The sequence below is a fragment of the Rhodococcus baikonurensis genome, assembly GCF_040489275.1.
Taxonomy (GTDB): domain Bacteria; phylum Actinomycetota; class Actinomycetes; order Mycobacteriales; family Mycobacteriaceae; genus Rhodococcus_F; species Rhodococcus_F baikonurensis.
In genome coordinates this window covers 44,171-63,080 of sequence record NZ_JBEUOQ010000021.1, presented here as the reverse complement: position 1 = coordinate 63,080, position 18,910 = coordinate 44,171, and the positions used below count along the sequence as shown (strand labels likewise).

General features: G+C 62.4%; 18 protein-coding genes. 12 read left to right on the top strand and 6 right to left on the bottom strand.

Annotated elements, in window-relative coordinates:
- Positions 1–39 precede the first annotated feature (39 nt).
- Positions 40–1,014 carry an oligopeptide/dipeptide ABC transporter ATP-binding protein gene (locus ABWI03_RS30185; RefSeq protein ID WP_298784642.1) on the bottom strand — a complete coding sequence of 325 codons (975 nt, stop codon included), beginning with the start codon at positions 1,012–1,014 and terminating at the stop codon, positions 40–42.
- A complete protein-coding gene (locus ABWI03_RS30180) occupies positions 1,014–1,925 on the bottom strand; it encodes an ABC transporter ATP-binding protein (protein ID WP_298784680.1) in 912 nt (303 codons plus the stop codon). Before ABWI03_RS30180 ends, ABWI03_RS30185 begins: the two co-directional genes overlap by 1 nt.
- A gap of 275 nt (positions 1,926–2,200) precedes the next feature.
- On the opposite strand from ABWI03_RS30180, the gene ABWI03_RS30175 reads away from it, so the two are divergent.
- On the top strand, positions 2,201–2,758 hold the full coding sequence (locus ABWI03_RS30175; RefSeq protein WP_021333511.1) for a QsdR family transcriptional regulator: 558 nt from the start codon (positions 2,201–2,203) through the stop codon (positions 2,756–2,758).
- 85 nt (positions 2,759–2,843) lie between these two features.
- Here ABWI03_RS30175 and ABWI03_RS30170 read toward each other — a convergent pair whose 3' ends face one another.
- Complete coding sequence (locus ABWI03_RS30170; protein ID WP_031331541.1) at positions 2,844–3,665, bottom strand: class II glutamine amidotransferase; 822 nt, start codon at positions 3,663–3,665, stop codon at positions 2,844–2,846.
- A 21-nt stretch (positions 3,666–3,686) separates the two neighbouring features.
- Positions 3,687–4,130 carry a DUF7144 family membrane protein gene (locus tag ABWI03_RS30165; protein ID WP_042451026.1) on the bottom strand — a complete coding sequence of 148 codons (444 nt, stop codon included), beginning with the start codon at positions 4,128–4,130 and terminating at the stop codon, positions 3,687–3,689.
- Between the two features lie 343 nt (positions 4,131–4,473).
- Between ABWI03_RS30165 and ABWI03_RS30160 the strand changes: the two genes are divergently transcribed.
- The 5 genes from ABWI03_RS30160 to ABWI03_RS30140 all read left to right on the top strand — a co-directional run bounded on the left by ABWI03_RS30160 (position 4,474) and on the right by ABWI03_RS30140 (position 10,594).
- Positions 4,474–5,202: a hypothetical protein gene (locus ABWI03_RS30160; protein WP_050656165.1), complete on the top strand. Its 729-nt coding sequence runs from the start codon at positions 4,474–4,476 to the stop codon at positions 5,200–5,202.
- Entirely contained in the window at positions 5,199–5,813 is a 615-nt protein-coding gene (locus tag ABWI03_RS30155; RefSeq protein ID WP_235808411.1) for a class F sortase, read from the top strand. The genes ABWI03_RS30160 and ABWI03_RS30155 overlap by 4 nt, the downstream gene beginning before the upstream one ends.
- Before the next feature lie 93 nt (positions 5,814–5,906).
- Positions 5,907–6,707: a bifunctional hydroxymethylpyrimidine kinase/phosphomethylpyrimidine kinase gene (thiD, locus tag ABWI03_RS30150; RefSeq protein ID WP_003946192.1), complete on the top strand. Its 801-nt coding sequence runs from the start codon at positions 5,907–5,909 to the stop codon at positions 6,705–6,707.
- A gap of 48 nt (positions 6,708–6,755) precedes the next feature.
- A complete protein-coding gene (gene pepN / locus ABWI03_RS30145; protein ID WP_298784791.1) occupies positions 6,756–9,239 on the top strand; it encodes an aminopeptidase N in 2,484 nt (827 codons plus the stop codon).
- A gap of 65 nt (positions 9,240–9,304) precedes the next feature.
- On the top strand, positions 9,305–10,594 hold the full coding sequence (locus ABWI03_RS30140) for an alpha/beta hydrolase (RefSeq protein WP_298784824.1): 1,290 nt from the start codon (positions 9,305–9,307) through the stop codon (positions 10,592–10,594).
- On the opposite strand, the gene ABWI03_RS30135 is transcribed toward ABWI03_RS30140, so the two are convergent.
- The gene (locus tag ABWI03_RS30135) at positions 10,556–12,823 is read right to left on the bottom strand and encodes a DUF2254 family protein (protein ID WP_118603852.1); all 2,268 of its coding nucleotides are present in this window, start codon (positions 12,821–12,823) and stop codon (positions 10,556–10,558) included. The two genes, ABWI03_RS30140 and ABWI03_RS30135, sit on opposite strands and share 39 nt — an antisense overlap.
- A 4-nt stretch (positions 12,824–12,827) precedes the next feature.
- Complete coding sequence (locus ABWI03_RS30130; RefSeq protein ID WP_298784860.1) at positions 12,828–14,963, bottom strand: bifunctional lysylphosphatidylglycerol flippase/synthetase MprF; 2,136 nt, start codon at positions 14,961–14,963, stop codon at positions 12,828–12,830.
- Between the two features lie 139 nt (positions 14,964–15,102).
- Between ABWI03_RS30130 and ABWI03_RS30125 the strand changes: the two genes are divergently transcribed.
- From ABWI03_RS30125 to gcvH, 6 genes are all read left to right on the top strand, one after another.
- Positions 15,103–15,717, top strand: a complete 615-nt coding sequence (locus ABWI03_RS30125) for an NUDIX hydrolase (protein ID WP_166810129.1) — start codon at positions 15,103–15,105, stop codon at positions 15,715–15,717.
- A 109-nt stretch (positions 15,718–15,826) separates the two neighbouring features.
- The gene (locus ABWI03_RS30120) at positions 15,827–16,426 is read left to right on the top strand and encodes a CDP-alcohol phosphatidyltransferase family protein (protein WP_166810130.1); all 600 of its coding nucleotides are present in this window, start codon (positions 15,827–15,829) and stop codon (positions 16,424–16,426) included.
- Positions 16,423–17,289 (top strand): DUF881 domain-containing protein, encoded by an 867-nt coding sequence (locus tag ABWI03_RS30115; RefSeq protein ID WP_095970050.1) that lies wholly within the window; start codon positions 16,423–16,425, stop codon positions 17,287–17,289. Before ABWI03_RS30120 ends, ABWI03_RS30115 begins: the two co-directional genes overlap by 4 nt.
- Positions 17,290–17,302: 13 nt before the next feature.
- Positions 17,303–17,653 (top strand): small basic family protein, encoded by a 351-nt coding sequence (locus ABWI03_RS30110; protein ID WP_003946178.1) that lies wholly within the window; start codon positions 17,303–17,305, stop codon positions 17,651–17,653.
- Between the two features lie 3 nt (positions 17,654–17,656).
- A complete protein-coding gene (locus tag ABWI03_RS30105) occupies positions 17,657–18,436 on the top strand; it encodes a DUF881 domain-containing protein (protein ID WP_298784977.1) in 780 nt (259 codons plus the stop codon).
- Between the two features lie 45 nt (positions 18,437–18,481).
- Complete coding sequence (gene gcvH, locus ABWI03_RS30100; protein ID WP_003946160.1) at positions 18,482–18,886, top strand: glycine cleavage system protein GcvH; 405 nt, start codon at positions 18,482–18,484, stop codon at positions 18,884–18,886.
- The last annotated feature ends 24 nt before the right edge of the window (positions 18,887–18,910 follow it).

Genomic DNA, 18,910 nt, shown 5'->3' with positions numbered 1-18,910 from the left:
GGTCTTCTCGGAAGGGGGGGAGACTGACGCGGCACGCATTTACTGCGGCGGGTTGGAGATTCCGATCGATGTGGCCGGGGACGATAGATGGCAGGCGGAGCTGTGTGCGGAATTCGAGGCCGCGCGAAGTGACGGCGCTTCCGACGCACAGCGATCCATCGCAAACGGGCAGCGGGTGCGGAATCGACAGCCCGAGGGTGGATTCCGTGGGTCGGGTAACTCGCCCCGCACCAATGCTTTCCGACGACTGCGCCGCTCGAGTTCGATGTGCGGGGCCGCGGCGAGAAGCGCCTGCGTGTAGGGGTGCGATGGAGTCCTCAGGACCGTGGCAACCGGTCCGATCTCGACGATTCGGCCGAGGTACATCACCGCGACGCGATCGGCGATCCGTGCCACCGAACCCAAATCGTGCGAAATGAAGATGTACGTGAGGTCATGTTCTTCTCGGAGATCGGCAAGAAGCTGCAACACCTCTTCCTGAAGCGAAACATCCAGGGAGGCAACCGGTTCGTCGCAGAGAATCAGTGGCGCCTTGGAGGCAAGTGCACGAGCGATGGTCACGCGTTGGCGTTGACCGCCGGAGAGCTGGGTCGGGAGGCGGTCGGCAAGCTCAGCGCCGAGACCGACCCTACGCAACAGCTCGACGGCTTTCGGCCGCAAGTACTGTGGGATGCGCAGACGCCCTGGCGCCATCGGCTCGGCTACGCAAGCCCATGAGGCCATCCGATTGTTCAAGGCCGACGTAGGGTTTTGAAAAATGAGATGGGAAGATCCACCCTTGCCGAACGCCGGGTCGTCGAGATTCATAGTGATGGAGCCTGCGGCCGTAGCCACCAGACCCGCGAGAGCGTGAGCCGTCGAGGATTTTCCCGATCCGGATTCACCGATTATCGCAAGGGTTTCGCCCCTCTGTACGGAGAAGCTGACGTCGTCGACCGCGCGAAGAGCTTTGCGTCCGCGTCCGTACTCGACTGCCAGATTCCGAACGTCGACGATGACGTCGGTGTTGCTCATCAGCTCACCAGTCCGAGCAACTCGAGTTCGTCGCTGCGGTGACATCTTGTTGCCGATTCCGGTGATCCGATCAGAAGTGGATGATCGGATATGCAGAGCTCCTCGGAGTAGTTGCACCGGGCGACGTATCGGCAACCCACGCCGTCAGCAGGGGCTTTGCTGGTGAAATCGCCTCGCGCCTTGGGTGATTGGGAGGAGACTTCTTCGAATGTCGAGCGTGCCGCCTCGAGAAGGCTGAACGTGTAGGGATGCGCGGGCCGCCGAAGCAGCACGTCTCGTGGCGCGACGTCGACGATCTCGCCGCGAAACATGGTGATGACTCGATCCGCGACCTCGGCGACAACCGCGAGGTCGTGACTGATCAACAACACGGCAAGATCGCGCTGTTCGGCCAGTTCTCGAAGGAGATCGACAATCTGAGCTTGGATGGTGACGTCGAGCGCTGTTGTCGGTTCGTCCGCGATCAGCAACTTCGGACCGCATGCCAGGGCCATCGCGATCATCACCCGCTGACACATCCCGCCGGAAAGCTCGTACCCGTACGACTTCAAGGTTCTGCTCGGGTCGGCCAGACCGACCTGGTGGAGAAGATTTGTAGCCACGTCCTCCGCATCGACTTTCGTGATGTCGCGGTGGGCCTTCAACACATCGACGATCTGGCGACCGATGCTGACGGAGGGGTTGAGAGCCGAACTCGGGTCCTGGAAGACCATACTGACGTCGCGACCGCGTATTTTCCTCAACTCGGCGGCGGGCAGACCCACAAGTTCCTGTCCTTCCAAACGGATGCTCCCGCTGATTGTTGCCGTACGGGGCAAGAGACCGAGCAGAGCGAGTCCGGTCAGTGTCTTTCCGCTCCCGCTCTCTCCTACGAGGCCGGTGATTTCGCCCGACCCCAACTCGAAGCTCACTCGGTCGAGGAGTCTGTTCGAAATCGATTCTGTCCCAATGTCAACCGTGAGGTCTCGTACTTGCAGAAGTGGGCTCATCGTCGGGTCGTCCACGTGTGATCGTTCATCGCATTCCTCCGTAAACAACTGAACTGTTGTGACTGGAATCACGTACCGGGGAACCATAAACACTCACCTGCAACAAAGTCAATGAATGTTGCAACGATTGCCGTCGATGGCGCCGTCTGATCGCCTCCGGCTACCGACCAGCACGTCGTCAGCGATACATTCACTCCATGGCCGAGACACGTGACATCCGCGCGGAAGCGTTGAGTGCCGCCCGACGACAGTTCGCAGCCGGAAAACCGCTCGATGTGAACGCTTTGGCCACCGAGTTGGGGGTGGATCGGACCACCTTGTTCCGGCGTGCAGGGAATCGCGACACAATTACCGGTGACGTGCTCGATTCGCTGGCGCGCCGAACGTGGCGAATGGGCCTCGAGGAGTGCGGTGGAAGCGGAGCGTCAAGGGTTGTCGACGTCCTCACTTACCATGCACGGGCGACAATCGAGACCGAATTCTTCCGGACGTATTTGACTCGGGAACCGCAAAAGGCGTTGTGCATACTCACAACTGGACTGGGGCCGATTCAGGGCACGATGGTCGAATCCGTGCGAAGGCTGATCGAAGCTGAAATACCGGAGCAGATTCGGCCAGACCTGCCCGTCGAGGACATGGCATATCTGCTGGTTCGCGTGGGTGAGTCGTTCATCTACAACGATTTGCTCACTGGTGGCACTCCGGATACGGAGAAGGCTCGCTTGGCGTTCCGGCTCATCCTCTCGCGTGACTAGTGTGCCGAGTTTCCGTTTTCTCAGTTTTCGTGAAAGCGCTTCGAATGCAAGCTATTTCATAGCTATGCCTGGTTGTATGACCCAATCAGGCTGGTGGGATCGGCACAAAGCTCCGCATCTCGTCCCGTCCGGGCCGGATGACGCCTGCGGCGGATTCGGGAACCTCGTTCCAGGCGCCGGGAAGGTCACGTAGTGGCTCGGAGACGACGATTCGGGTCTCCTCACTCAGATGGTGCAGGGCATCCACCTCAGGATGGAGCTTGCGCAACGTGGAAATCTCGGTGGAGAAGAACAACGACCTCGACTGGTGCTCGCTGGAATAGCGAAAGATCCAGGTGGAGATGCCATCCGACGTGGCGACGGTCATCTGAACCGGATTGTCGATTCCCTGCGAGCGGGCCGTGTGCTCGACGAATCCGACGGCCCTCGCGACACCTTCGAACGGATCGTCGGTCAGGCCGAACGTCAGCGCGAGGAAGAACAAGGTTTCCGAGTCCGTCGATCCTTCGAGATCCGGAAAGAGCGACGGATCAATGGCAGTCACCAATTCCCGTTTCATGTCGTGGAATCCGTGTAGTGAACCGTTGTGCATCCACAACCATTGCCGGTGCCGGAACGGGTGACAGTTGCTGCGCTGCACTGCAGTTCCCGTCGAGGCGCGGATGTGAGCGAACAGCAGAGGGGTGCGCAATTGGGAGGTGACTTCGCGCAGGTTCGAGTCGTTCCACGCGGGTTCGATGCTCTTGAAAACTGCCGGTTGGGGGCCTTCCCCGTACCAGCCGATTCCGAAGCCGTCGCCATTTGTCGTCGTGGCCCCGAGTTGAGAATGCAGGCTCTGGTCGATCAGCGAGTGCTGTGGCCTGAACAGCAAGTCATGGGCCAGTATCGGCTCTCCGGAATACGCCATCCACCTACACATACTTTCAACTCAAGCAGATCGAGTCGGCGTTGACGGTGCATGCGTAGCGGCGTGCGTCGTCTGGGTGGGCTTCCATGTCGACACAGCCCAGATCACGACGATGTTCAGCGCGATGATGAGAGTCGACCACCAGGGGTAGTACGGCAGCCACAAGAAGTTCGCGATGATCGAGATCGCGCAGATCACCACTGCCGACACCCGCGCCCAGGCCGCTCCGGTGAACAGTGCAAGCCCGACGAGAGCGACGAGCGCGCCCAACACGAGATGGATCCAACCCCACGTCGTCAGGTCGAACTGATAGACGTAGTCGATCCCGACTACGAACACTTCGTTTTCGGCGACGGCAGCGAGTCCTTGGAAGAACTGCACGATGCCGACCGTCACCAAGATGACGGCTGCCCCGATCGATGTTCCTACCGCGAAACCCTGCTTGACTGATGTTGTATCCGACATGACGGTTTCCCTTGATTCGGTGGGGGGCGACCGGACACGTGCCCGGCACGCTCGTTGTAGTGATCGTTGTTCCACCGGCTGACCGCTATGAAACGGAAATGCCTGTCCAATGCGGTGAGAAATCAGTGCGATCTGCTCCGATGTGCGGGCGAAATGTAACTTCTGACCCCTGTTGATCCGATGTACCCCTTGCCGGAACGCGTGTGCGGAGAAATTGCTCGTAACCGAAGTTCACAGAAAACAAGAGGAATTCGGCACGGAATTCGACCTATTTGTCCAGCTGTACTGGTATTTTGACTGAATTGACCGGAAGCTACGGTCCGCGGAAAAAGGTAGCGAGAGAATGACGATCTTCGGCAGGCGTACCGCGGGCATCACCGCGACGGCCTTCGTCTTGGCGACCGTTGTGTCGACAGCACTCCCCGCAGTGGGATCGGCTGCCCCCGTTTCGCTCACCCGCGCGTGCAACTCGGAAATCAACGAAAATTCGATGTCACTCGATCCGGCCGTGATCGACGGTTGGTACGACATCTCGACTGGATCGCCTGGAACGAAAATCAACTCGATCGAGGCGTGGCGGACAGTGCCGGGAGACATCCTCGAGTTTCGCGCATCGGTGACGATCAGAGCCCACGGAAGTCCCGTCCGAGGGACCCTTCGGATCGACGGCGCCGGCTTGACCGGAGATCAGGATTTGATCTCCAGAATGACGTTGACCCAAGATCTCGGCCGGTCAGGGTCAACGGTCACCGACGCTGACGACGGTTCGGTCATCCCCGTACGTGCCAAGCTCGCATTCGACGTCACAACTCCTGGACAAGTCGCGCAGAACCAGACGGTCAACCTCTCGGCAGTCAAGATTGTCTTGGCAGGCGACACCACCGATCCGGGAGGTGAGTGCCCCGGCCCCGGCCCCGGCGGCGGGGGGAATGGAAGCGGTGGCGGAAACGGCAGCGGTGGTGACGGTTCCGGTGGGAACGGTGGGGATTCCGGTGACGCACTTCCCGGTCGTGACGTCGGAAACCGAGTACCAATTTCCCAGATTCCGTCCGGCCCGACTTCTCGTCCGTGACAGCGGCACCTGGATCCACGGCCAGCCGAACGTGGGCCGCTGCAGTAGTGGCGACGATGCTCTTGATCGGCGGATGTTCCGACGACGGTGACTCGCCGACCCGCGTCCTCGCGACCGGCCAACAAGATTTGCCGCCAGAGATTCGCGCGGTGGTCGACGGTCCGGATGTCCCGACCACGCTGCGCACAGGCAACAGCACCGCTGACATCCTGCCGATCAAGACGACGACGGACGGCTCGCTCATTCCGCCCGAGGATGTCAGTGAGATCGGATGGTGGGCAGATTCGGCATTTCCCGGCTCCGGCGCGGGCACCGTGGTGATCACCGGACACATCAACGACATCTATCAGGGTGACGGTTTCGGAAAGAAGTTCTCGACACTGGAAATCGGCTCGGTCGTGACCGTGGCGGGCGCCGGGGGACAGACCTGGAACTACCGTATCGATGCGGTCGATCACTACGGCAAGGACGGAGAGCTGCCGGTCGAGCGATTGAACAGCCTCGACGGACCCGAAACCCTCGCGCTGATCACCTGCGGCGGCGAGTTCGTCGGTCCGCCGTTCGGATACGAGGACAACGACGTCGCGTGGGGAAGTCCGGTGCCCGCATAGCCGAAAACCAGACGTCGGAACGGTTGATAAACTGGGTCCCGCGTTCGTGGCCATCCACGCACGTTTCGAAAGTCCGAAGAAGGAGATTGTGCTGTGGTTGACCTCGCCTATGTCATCGCTGGGTCCGAAGCGACTGGCGGTGCCGGCCTGCAGGTCGACCTGAAGACGTTCCAGGCATTGGACGTCTACGGCGTAGCGACCACCACATGTATCGTCTCGTTCGATCCCAAGAACAACTGGGGTCATCGCTTCGTACCGATCGCTCCTGACGTGATCGCTGATCAGATCGAGGCTGCGACTGCGGCTCACGATCTGGACGTCGTCAAGATCGGCATGTTGGGCACGCCCGCCACCATCGAGGTTGTGGCAGAGGGCCTGCGTCGGCAGTCCTGGCGCCACGTCGTCCTCGACCCGGTCCTGATCTGCAAGGGCCAGGAGCCCGGCGCGGCTCTCGATACCGATACAGCACTTCGTGATTCGATCCTCCCGCTCGCCACAGTCGTCACACCCAACCTGTTCGAGGCACGCACCCTCGCCGGAATGGACAGCATCGAAAGCGTCGACGACCTCATCGAGGCCGCACGTCGTATCCACGACCTCGGACCCAAGTACGTGCTCGCAAAGGGCGGTGTCGAACTCGCCGGTGGCGACGCCGTCGACGTGTTGTTCGACGGGACCGACGTGACTGTTCTCTCCGCCCCCAAGGTCGGCGAAGAGCGCGTCTCGGGTGCCGGTTGCACGCTGGCCGCCGCAGTGACCGCGGAGCTGGCAAAAGGCGCCGACGTGGGAGAAGCCGTCGCTCTGGCAAAGAAGTTCGTCACGGCGGGCATCGAAGGCCGCGTCTCGGCACACACGCCGTTCGACACCGTCTGGCAGGGCGCGTTCAAGGGATAGGCGCACGGCGGCTCACATCGCCGCGCGCGGCCTGGCAGGATCGAGTGCGTGAGTACTGCGAACCTGAATCGAAGCGAAGTCGCCGAACGATCTCGAGCCATCTCCGTCGCCGGTTACCGGGTGGAGTTGGATCTGCGATCGGCGGTCGACTCCGCCGTGAAGACCTTTTCGACGGTCACGACAATTGATCTGACGTCCTCGGTGGAGTCCACGTGGCTCGATTTCATCGGTGCTGCAGTCGATTCCGTGGACGTCGACGGTGCGTCGATTCCGGTGGAGTACGACGGATCCCGGATCGGGCTGCGCGGACTCGGCGGATCGAACGTCGTTCGGGTGGCAGCTCACGGCAACTACAGCCGTTCCGGTGAAGGGCTGCACCGATTTGTCGACGACGCTGACGATCAGACGTATCTGTACACGCAATACGAGCCTGCCGATGCCAGGCGTGTTTTCGCCTGCTTCGAGCAGCCGGACCTCAAGGCGCCCTTCACATTCGAGGTGACAGCACCTGACGGCTGGGAAGTCCTGTCGAATCAGCCCGCGACCCAGACTCTCTCCGTGGACGGTGCACAACGCGTCACTTTCGCCCCGACGCTGCCGATCTCGACCTACATCACCGCGATCGCGGCCGGGCCGTATCACCGCGTGGCGTCGTCGTGGAGTCGCGGCGAACTCACTGTCGAGTTGGGTGCGCTGTGCCGGGCGTCGTTGGCTCCACACCTCGATGCGGACAACGTTTTCGACATCACCAGTCAGGGGTTGGACTTCTACGCCGAGTACTTCGACTACCCGTATCCGTTCGGCAAGTACGACCAGATCTTTGTCCCCGAGTACAACCTCGGCGCCATGGAGAACCCGGGACTGGTGACCTTCACCGAGGCATACGTGTTCCGCGGCTCCGCAACCGACGAGCAGCATCAGCGCCGCGCCAACACGATCCTGCACGAAATGGCGCACATGTGGTTCGGCGATCTCGTGACCATGGTCTGGTGGGACGACTTGTGGCTCAAGGAATCCTTCGCCGACTTCATGGGATCGCTGGTCAGCGCCGAAGCTACTCGCTTCACCGATGCCTGGGTAGCATTTGCCATCAAGCGAAAAGCGTGGGCGTACCTCCAAGATCAGCTGCCGACCACGCATCCTATCGTCGCCGACATCGTCGATCTCGAAGCTGCGAAGCTGAACTTCGACGGAATCACCTACGCCAAGGGCGCCAGTGTCCTCAAGCAACTCGTGGCGTTCGTCGGCCGTGACGCGTTCTTCGAAGCGGCACGACGGTACTTCAAGGCCCACGCCTTCGGGAACACCACGCTGGTTGATCTGCTCGACGTGCTCGCGGAGACTTCCGGACGTGATGTGCGCGAATGGGCCCGAATCTGGTTGCAGACCACCGGAGTGTCCACGCTGTCGCTCGACGGAACAGACCTGGTCCAGACGGACCCGAGGCCGCATCGGCTCGCAGTCGGAATCTACGACTACAACGAGTCCGGAGACCTTGTTCGCACCGAACGCGTCGAACTCGACATCACCGAATCACGCACGTCGGTCGACCTTCCGCCCGGAGCACTCACACTGCTCAACGACGAAGACCTCACCTACGCCAAGGTGCGATTGGACGCGGAATCTCTGTCCACTGTCGAGGCATCCCTGGACCGCGTGAGCGATCCGCTTGCGCGCGGGGTGATCTGGTCGTCGCTGTGGAACTCGGTGCGTGATGCGCAGCTCTCGGTGTTCCGGTACCTCGACATGGTGGAACGATTCGCTCCCGCGGAGACAGATCTTGCGATTCTCAGCTCGATCCTGACCGATGCCCAATACGCGGTTCTTCACTACGTTCCGAAAAGCTTGCGGCCCAATGTAAGTGCAGGCTGGTTGGAAACGACCTGGAAGGCGGTGTTCGAAGCCGAACCGGAGTCCGGAAGACAGCTGGCATGGGCACGGGCTCTGTCGGCCGCTGCAGCGGTCAACGATGCTCGCGCCGACGAGGTGCGGTCGATACTCGACGGCACCTGCCCGGGGCCGGTCGGACTGGCTCTCGATCCTGATCTGCGGTGGGCATTGTGGATCGCCCTGTCGGCGACCGGCCATGCGAGTGTGAGCGACTTCGACGGTGAGCTGAGCAAGGACAGCACGTCAGCGGGTCGAACGGCGTACGTCCGCGCCGCGGCGTCGATTCCCGATGCCGAGACCAAGGCGGCTGCCTGGGCGTCGGCGACCACTGACGGCTCACTCTCGAACGACCGCCTGGATGCGACGATCGCCGGATTCCGTTCGGGCACGGACCCGTCGTTGATCGAGGGATATGCGGCAGAGTACTTCTCGTCCCTGGGGAAGTGGTGGTCCGAACGCAGCATCGAGATCGCCCGACGGTTGGTGAACGGACTCTTCCCGGCAGCTGAAGACACCTCTGCTGTCGATTCCTGGATCCAGGCCAATGCGGAGGCGCCCGCGTCGCTGCGGAGGCTTGTTCTCGAGCGTCGGGATCACCTGGCCCGAGACCTACGTGCCCAGGCGTCGAACGCGGTGATCTGACGCCATCAGCTCCGAAATGTCCTGTTCTTGGATATTGTCTAAACAGGGCTGCGACGGGAGACGACGTGCACACGATCACGGATCTGTCGCTGGTCACGGGCCCGGTTCCGCCCGTGGTGACGGTGCTCGGAATTCTGGCACTTCTGTGGCTGATCTTCTCGAGATCGAGGCGTCACGTCCTGATCTCGATTCCGGTCTGCATCGTCGCGGCAATCGCGATCACTCTCGTGCTGTACTGGCTGATCGAGAAGGTGTGGCACCCGTTCCCCGATCCGATTGCCCGTCCGGTCTACGTGTGGATCGGGTTGGGCATTCTCGGCGTGCTGCTGGGTGTTTCGCGGGTATTTGCGGCGACGCGGATCGACGGTCGCGTGCTCACCGTGGTCTCCGTGCTCCTGGTGGTCGTGTCGAGCGCGGCTCACGTGAATCTGCAGTTCCAGTCGTATCCGACGTTGGGAACAGCGCTGGGACTCTCGGACGCGGAGAAGGTTTCACTCGCAGACCTGGACGACGGCAAGGACGGGGCGGTACCGGTTTCGCAATGGAAGGCTCCCACGGACATGCCGTCGGCGGGCAAGGTCAGCACGGTCACGATTGCGGGGACGGTCTCCGGATTCAGCGCCCGCGACGCCGAGATCTTACTACCGCCCGCGTATTTCACCAACCCACGACCGGAGTTGCCCGTGTTGGTCCTGCTAGCCGGCCAACCAGGCGCGCCCGAGGACTGGCTACAGGGCGGACGTCTCGTCCAGACCATGGACACCTACGCCGCTGCGCATTCGGGCTTGGCTCCCGTTGTCGTCGTTGCTGACGGGACCGGGTCGGAACTGGCGAATCCGCTCTGCGTCGATTCCCAACTCGGGAACGTCGCGACGTACCTTTCGCGCGATGTTCCCGACTGGGTGCGCGGGAACCTCCAGGTGGATCCCGACCCGAGGAAGTGGGCGATCGGGGGACTTTCCTACGGCGGCACCTGCGCGTTCCAGATGGCAACGAACTTCCCCGCGGTATATCCGACGTTCCTGGATCTGTCCGGTCAGATCGAACCCACACTCGGCGATCGCAAGCAGACGGTCGATGCAGCGTTCGGCGGCAATGACGCCGCGTTCGTGGCAGTGAATCCGCAGGATCTGCTCCGGGAGAAGAAGTTCCCCGACAGCGCCGGGGTGTTCGTGGTCGGCAAACAGGACAACGACTACCGCCCAGGTCTTCAAACGCTCTACGAAGCCGCAAAGGCCGCAGGGATGGACGTCCAGTACGCCGAGGTCGACGGAGGGCACAGCTTCCAGGTGTGGTCGGCTGGATTGGCGAGTCAATTAGGTTGGCTGGGAACGCGACTCGGTCTGCCCGGATGAACGATCGTCCGGAAGTTCCGAAGACCCGATGATCAGCGGGTGAATTCTTCCGGTCGCCCCGGCTTCGGAGCCCAATCCCTGCGGATCCGCCACACTCGCGAGCCGAAGGTCGAGTGCGCCGGTCCATTCTCGGGTCAATTGCGCATCGAGTGCGTCGACGCGCTCGAGTAGCGGAGGGTGCTGGTCCGGCGGGCAGGCTTCGAGCAAGGTCGCGAATACCGCGCGCAGACGACGCTGGACCTGCGCGGAATTGGTACTGAAGTGCCGGATCTCGTCGGTGGCGACGGACACGTAATCGGTCCAGGTGCGTTGCTGCCCTCGGATCAGCGTGAGATCCGAGGTTGACGTGTCGAAGCGGACCCGCGGGGCGAGAAGTACCAGAAGATCTTCGATGTGGTCGAGAGCCTGGACGGCTCGGCCCGGGTCGTTGATGGCGGGTGACAGTGCCTTGAGCGCGATGTCCACGATCGACTGAAGCGCTGCACCGGGGCTGACGACCGGGCTGTGCGTGTCACCGAAGATCAAGCACGACATCAAAGTGTCCGGGCGTACCTTCAGCGAGGGTCCGCGTACCTCGAAGAGGGGCGCGTTCTGGGCGACGAACTCGCCGATGCTGGGGACGACTTCGACCGAGACGTCCCAGCGGCCGGCCAACCGCTGCAGTCGTGCGAGGTCGATCGCCAGCAGAATCCGGCCGTCGGGTGAGAGGTGGCGCAGGCGAATCACCAGTGCGTCGGCGCTCTCGGAGTTCTCGGACTCGCGCGGTTGGGGTAGGGGGAGCGGCTGACTGGGTTTCGGTGCGCCAGAGGGCAGGTCCTCGTACAGCGGATAGGCACGAATCGTCGCGCTCCGGCCCTGGGCCGCTATCCAACGCAGCAACCGACTGGAATTGAGAATCGACCCGACCTTCGCCACCAACGCGATGAACAGGATCGCACTGGCCAATGCCAGAAGCAGTGCGATCGCCGTGGAGATGGTCGGTGAGGAATTCTCCGAATCGAGCGCCAGATCGAGCGCAATGATCAAGGAGAAGACGAACGTGGCCAGAAACATGCCGATCGACCACCGCATCACTCGCTGTTGCGCAAGCATCGGGACCACCCGCACCGAAATCTGCGAGGCGCCGAACTGCATTGCGAGGGTGATGGCGGTGAACACCAGACCGGTGAGAGTGATCATCCCGCCGGCGATGACGCTGAGCAGCGTCGCGGTGGCCCCGGCGTCGACGCCCTCGGAAATGGTACCGACGTCGCCGTCGCTGACCAGGTCTCCGTCGATCCCGACGAGGATGTTCGCGGTGACGACGGACAGGACGACGAGGATCACGGGGAGACGCCAGACCGGGACTGTTCGTAGTCGTCGGCGAGTTCGACGCCAGCGAATTCTGTCCGAGAGCCGCCGCGACAATCCGACCTTCGACGTGGGGGTTGCGGTGTCGACGACGGGGAGCGGTGGTGGGGGCGGGGGAGTGGAACCGAAACTTCCCGACACCGTTTCCTGAACGTAGATCTTCGCGTGGATCATCGGCTCGCGATAACGCTGTTCACGGGCCACTGCCCGGCTCATCTTCGCCGGCTTGTCGCGGTAACGCGAGCGCGCCCACGGCGCACCCGGGCGACTCAACCGAATTGCTCCGATCAACAGAAGTGGGGTGAAGAACAGCCCGATCAGGCCGGTCCAGAGTTTGCCCTTCATCAACGTGATCACGGCGAGTCCGAGTTGGATCACGATCGCGACGACAACGCCGATCAACGTCGCCAGGCTGCGGTCCTGCTCGTACGGGTCGAACTCTCCCGCGAACCCGATCGGGTGGACCCCGAGAAGGAAAAGGAACGAGATCGCGATGGCAACGAACACTGCGTCGATGGACGAGCGACCTTCCTCGGCCCAGTAGACATCGCGCAGATGCAACACGAGCGCGTACTCGTCGAGGACCAACGCGCTGCCGATGCCGAACACCGACGCGAGAACACAATTGGCGATCGGGGTGTGATAGTCGGCCAGAGCGATGAAGGCGAAGCCGGACACGAGCATCATCATCAAACCGAAAACCATGTGGTGGATGTGCATTCCACCGGGCGTGACATTGCCTGGCCACCACGAGACCTCGGCCCGGATCATCCGGACGCTGAAGCGGATGAACAGGAACGTCAGGACAAAGGCGAGTAGGAGGAAGAACAGCGGGAGCCTGCCGGTGTCGACGACCGTGTGCTCGAACCAGGACCGCACGGCGTCAACTCTTGCTGGTGGCGAGCTTGATCAGCTGAGGAGCCGTTGCGTCGGGCAGGTAGGCACGCGTCAGTGCGATTCCGATCCGAGGCAGGTCGGCCTCGTCGCGGAAACACAGGAAAACGGGTTCGTACCTCGGCTTGAACTTCTTCTTGAACGCGTGAAGAGACCGGAAGCCGTACAGCGGTTCCATCGCGGCTCCGAGCATGTCCAGCAGGCGGTCCATCGATGCGGCGTCGGCGCCGTCGTCGCTGCGGGCGAGTGGTGCTCCGGACAGTGAGACGAATTGGGCACCTTGTTCTTTGAATTCGAGAGCCGACGATGCGATGAGGAATTCGACCACGGGGCGGAACCCGTCCGGGCGTCGACGCATGACGTCGAGCGTCCAACCCCGGACGACGCCGCCCTCGCCGTACACCGGCAACCACGAGGTGACGCCGTGAATGCTTCCCGTCGGGTCGACGGCCAAGCCGACCCGGACGTCGCGATCGAGCGCCTCCTCGACGCTGCCGAGAGTGAACCCCATCTCGGGTAGTCCCTTGTCGCCCACCCATTCCTCCGAGATGGCGCGTACCTGAGCCAACACGGAGAACGGTTCGTCTGCCAGTGTTGTCATCCGGAAGGTGATGTCGTCCTTTTTCGCCTTGTTGAGCGCCGAGCGGATGTCCTGCCAGGACTTCCCGGTGAACTGCAATTCCGGCAGGTCGACGATCGTGTCCTCGGCGACCTGAACGGTGCGCCACCCGCGCCGTGTGGCGGCATCGGCCGTCTCCCTTCCTACGGAGAACAGGCAAGGAGTGAGGCCGTTGGCTTCGGACATCGTCGTGAATTCGTCGACCGCCGCGGCAAGCCTGTCGGGGCTCGCTATCGGATCGGCCAGAACGACGACGACACCGACATGTCGTTGGAATGCAACGACGCTCTCACCCGACTCACCGAAGTAGTAATTGTTGCCGTCCCACGTCGTCATCCACGACATGGTTCCGCCGCCGTGCTGTTTGAGCAGTTCCCGAGCAGCGGCGCGAGGATCGTTCCCGGACAGCGGCCCGCCTCGAATCTTGCGCCGCATCGGCACGTGAAAAGCGTGACGGCCCTTGATCAACAAGATGAGTTCGAGAAGCCAGAGCAGCGCGGTACCGACCGTGACGGCGCCGGCGCTTTCGTAGTCGAAGAAGATGACCGAACCGAGGACGAGGGCGGTGGCCAAAACCGTCAGAGAACCGAAGACCACAGCAACCCACCAGGCCCAGCGGCGACCTCGTCGCAACTGATCCGCGATCAGGGCAACGATGATCACGTCGACCAATGCGGTCCAGCCCGAACCGGTTTCGGCTTCCGTCGGCCCGAACGGTCCGCTTCCGGGGAACAACCAGACGGCGATCTCGACCACGCCGATCAGGAGCAGGCCGATGAATCCGAGCAGACGGATCTCACGTCGGGTTCGGGGGATGAACCCACGCTCTCCGTCGCCGAAGAACTTCTCGCCCACCGGGAGGAAGATCGCGACCGCGATGAGGTGCTGTACGTCGGCGAGGCGGCCTTCGAAGAGAAATGCGATGGCGATGTACGCACACAGGATGGCGCGCACTCGCATTCGCCAGGGTGAGCGCAGAGTTGCGGTGGTTGCGGCGAGTGCGGCGATGATGGCGGTGGTGACACCGACGTCGCGGTGGGTGGCGAGGTTGCGGGCCCAATCCCAGTCGGTGTGGCTGCCGGCCCAGAGGAGGAGCGATGCACCCAGTTCGCCCGCCAACTGACCGCTGATCGTGACGATGGCCGCGTTCTTGGTGCCCAGGCGCCACTCGCACCAGCCGACCGCGAAGGCGAAGACGACGATGATCGAAACATACTGACCTGGCGTCAATCCGAAGAACCACCCCGTGACGAGAGTCCACCACTTGCCTTCCTGCAAGGCAGGGACTCCGTAGGCGATGTCGTCGAACCACGAGTAGGTACGGACGTGATTCCACAACGCACCGGTGGCGATCCCGACGACGGTGATGGTGAGCACGACGATCGCGGTGAACGGCACGCGCCGCAGGACACTGAGCGCTTCGGAGGCGAAGTGGGAGGCCCGATTCGGCGCGCCCGGCGCGCTCTGGTCGGTCTGCGGGGTGGGGGTCTGGGACTGCTCAGCCATCGACGTTCTCTTCTCGCCATGCCGCTCGGTGGATTCTGCCTGTTCAGCATGACAGGAATACAGACCGATAATCAGGCGAAGCGGTCAAAATGGACCAGACTGGCTGGGGGTCTCAGTCTCGTGGCGCTAGTGTCGAGCCATGGTGAACGGAGATTTACTGAATCGGGACCACGTGGTCGCCTCACTAGCCGCCTTCGAACCTCGGTCGGTCGAACTGGACGGAAGGCGCTCGGCGTCGGTGGTCATCGTCGTCATGCGGACTGCGGACGGAACACCGGTGTTCCCGGTGACGAAGCGGCCGAGCAAGATGCGCGCCCACCCCGGTCAGTTCGCGTTGCCGGGCGGAAGCGTCGACCCGGGCGAGTCGTCCGAACAAGCAGCGGTTCGGGAACTGTCCGAAGAGTTGGGCGTCGACGTCCCTGAGTCGAACATCATCGGCCGGCTCGACGACTACGTCACCCGTTCGGGATTTGTGATCCGACCGTTCGTCGTCTGGTCCGGTGAGGACATCGGGGGACTGGTACCCAATCCCGACGAGGTGGCCCAGGTGTATGCCGTGACGTCGGAAGAGCTCGACGTGGACTCGCGATTCGTCACCATCGAGGAGTCACCGAACCCGGTGATTCAATGGCCGTTCCGAACGAGCTTGATCCATGCGCCGACCGGAGCCGTCATCTATCAGTTCCGCGAAGTTCTGAACGGACGGACCACGCGCATCGACAACCTCGAGCAACCGGTGTTCGCCTGGCGATAAGACCAGCTCGACACGCTCGGGACAGTTCGGGCTACGGCGCCTCGGCGAATAGTCCGTCGTGCTGTGGAAAGCTGGCCGCACGGCAATCGAACGACGCGAGGTGTGTGCAGTGAACTCTGGCGAACAAGAACTGGTCCCCACGGATCGGATTCTCACTGTTCCCAACGTGCTCAGTATCGTGCGTCTACTCGCTCTGCCGCTGTTCGCCTATCTTCTGCTCGTCACGCACTCGGACGGCTGGGCATTGGCACTGTTGATGCTCAGCGGGTTCACCGACTGGCTCGACGGCAAGTTGGCCAGAGTGCTCGGACAAACCTCCCGTCTGGGAGCGCTTCTCGACCCGCTCGTCGACCGTCTCTACGTCGTCACGACACTCGTCACCTTCGTCGCCCGCGATTTCATTCCATGGTGGGTCGCGGCGATATTGATCGGACGTGATCTTCTACTCGCGTTGACGTTGCCGATCTACCGGCGGCGTGGACTGCCGCCGCCCGAGGTCGTCTATCTCGGTAAGGCCGCGACCTTCCTGCTGATGTTCGCGCTGCCGTTGATTCTTGCCGGACACGGAGACTGGGCCATCGGACCGTTCACCCATGCCTTCGGTTTCGCTTTCCTGATCTGGGGAACCGTCCTGTACGTGTGGACTGCCGTGATCTACGTGCTCAAGGCCGTCGACGTGGCGCGAACACACGAGGTCGTGCCCCGATGAAGTCGACCGGGGAGGACGTCCGTCGTAACCCGGTACCGTCGCTGCTTCGGTCGCTCATGACCGAACATCTCGATCCGGGCTACGAAGCAACGGCATTCGAACGTCAACACGAGCACACCAAGAACAGATCCTCGAAAACCGGGCCGTGGCTGGCTCTCGGCGCACTGTTGATCGGGTTCATCGTCACGGTGTCCGCAGTGCAGGCCACCAAACAGGTGACCGGTACCGAGGAGGTTCGAAGCGAGTTGGTGGCCAAGGTCCGTGACGCCGAGGATCGTATCGATTCGCTGGCCGCGTCCCGCGATTCACTCGGCGGTGACGTGGATGCCGCGCGCGGCGTGGCGCTCGAAGGCGATGCACGCGGCAGCGCGGTCCTCGATCAACTGCGAGCGGTCGAATCCGGTGCAGGAGCCGAAGCTGTTCACGGGGAAGGTCTGGTCGTGACCCTGACGGACCCGGCCGGACGCCCGAACCTCACCGACGCGTCCCAGCGCAGCGTCGGCGGTAAGACCGTTGTCCTCGATCGCGATCTGCAGACCGTCGTCAACGCCCTGTGGGCGGGCGGAGCGGAGGCAATTGCCGTCGGCGGCGTGCGAATCGGGCCGACGGTGACCATCCGTCAGGCGGGCGGCGCGATGCTCGTCGACAACCAACCTGTCTTCTCGCCGTACCGCGTCGAGGCGATCGGCGACACGCGCGCGCTGCAGAGAGAGTTCGTCGTCAGCGACGCCTACGTGAGAATGTCGAGCGTCTCGCAATTGTACGGAGTCGGTTTCGCGGTGGCCGAGGACGATTCGTTGACACTGCCGCCTGCAACGCCTCGCGCGGTCCGGGTGGCAACAGAACCCACAGAGCCCAAGTGACAGAAGGAGTTCGATGAAGGCCGGTTCCGCCCTGTACGGACTCGCAGCACTGGTCGTCGGTATCGTCTTGGGCGTTGTTTTCAGCCCGCAGGTGCCCGACGTCATCCAGCCCTATCTTCCGATCGCTGTCGTTGCAGCGCTCGACGCCGTCTTCGGCGGACTTCGCGCGTATCTGGACGAGATCTTCGACGCGAAGGTGTTCGTGGTCTCCTTCGTCTTCAACGTGCTCGTCGCGTCGTTGATCGTCTGGCTCGGCGATCAGTTGGGTGTGGGTACTCAACTCTCGACGGCAATCGTCGTCGTACTGGGTATCCGGATCTTCGGGAACGCAGCGGCCTTGCGACGACGACTGTTCGGAGCGTGAGCCATGTCCGACCACGTCACGACTGACCCCGAAGAACCAACCGTCACGACCACGGGTGAAGGTCGTCACGAGTTGCGTTCACCGTCGAAACACCGCACCAACGTCGTCTTCGCCATCCTCGCGGCCGTGCTCCTGGGCGTGCTCGGCGTTGCGATTGCGACACAGGTACGCAGCACAGTGGCCGGAGATTCACTCGACGCCGCGCGCCCTGCAGACCTCTTGGTGGTTCTCGACAACCTGAATCGTCGCGAAGCCGCGCTGCGGCAGGAAGTCGCGAATCTTCAGGAATCGCTTGCCACTTTGGAAGCCGGCGGAAACACGGGAGCAGCGCTTGACGAGGCGCGGGCGCGGCTGACCTCGCTCTCCATTCAAGTGGGGACCGCTCCCGCTACCGGACCGGGTGTGACGATGACCCTGACAGATCCAGCAGGCGGCGTCGGATCGGAAGTGATTCTCGATCTCATCCAGGAACTGCGTGCTGCCGGTGCCGAGGCCATCTCGATTGCCGGTGCGAACGGCGAACCCATTCGTATCGGCGTGAACTCGTGGGTGAGTGGGCGCGGCGGCGAGATCGAATTGGACGGAACCCGGATCGAGCAGCCGTACACTGTGACCGCGATCGGGGATCCGCCGACATTGGCGGCAGCGTTGAACATTCCCGGAGGCGTCTTCGACAATGTCGCACGCAACGGCGGAACGTCGTCCGTCGAGCAATCGCAGCAGGTCACGATCTCCGTCTTGCGACAATTGAATCCGCGCCAATACGCTCAACCCGGAAATTGATCTTTTTGCGTCCGACTTTCGGACGGCCTGTGAAAGGAAGCCACTGTGAGTGAGCTCGATACACCTACCGATCTGCGCTACACCGCGGAGCACGAGTGGGTGAAGCGAACCGGCCCGACCTCAGTTCGAGTCGGTATCACCGACTTTGCTCAGTCGCAGCTCGGTGACGTCGTGTTCGTCCAGCTTCCCGCTGTCGACGAGGACGTGACCGCCGGTGAATCGCTCGGTGAGGTCGAGTCGACCAAGAGCGTCTCCGACATCTTTGCTCCGTTCACTGCGAAAGTTCTTGCAGCCAACGGTGAATTGGACGGACAGCCTGACCTCGTCAACACCGATCCGTACGACACGGGTTGGTTGGTCGAGCTCGAGGTTGCCGACGAGGCCACACTCGACGCCGCTCTGGCGGCAACTCTGGACGCGGAGGCATACAAGGGGCTCACGTCCGAGTAGAAAACCTGCGCGTGGACTGGCCAA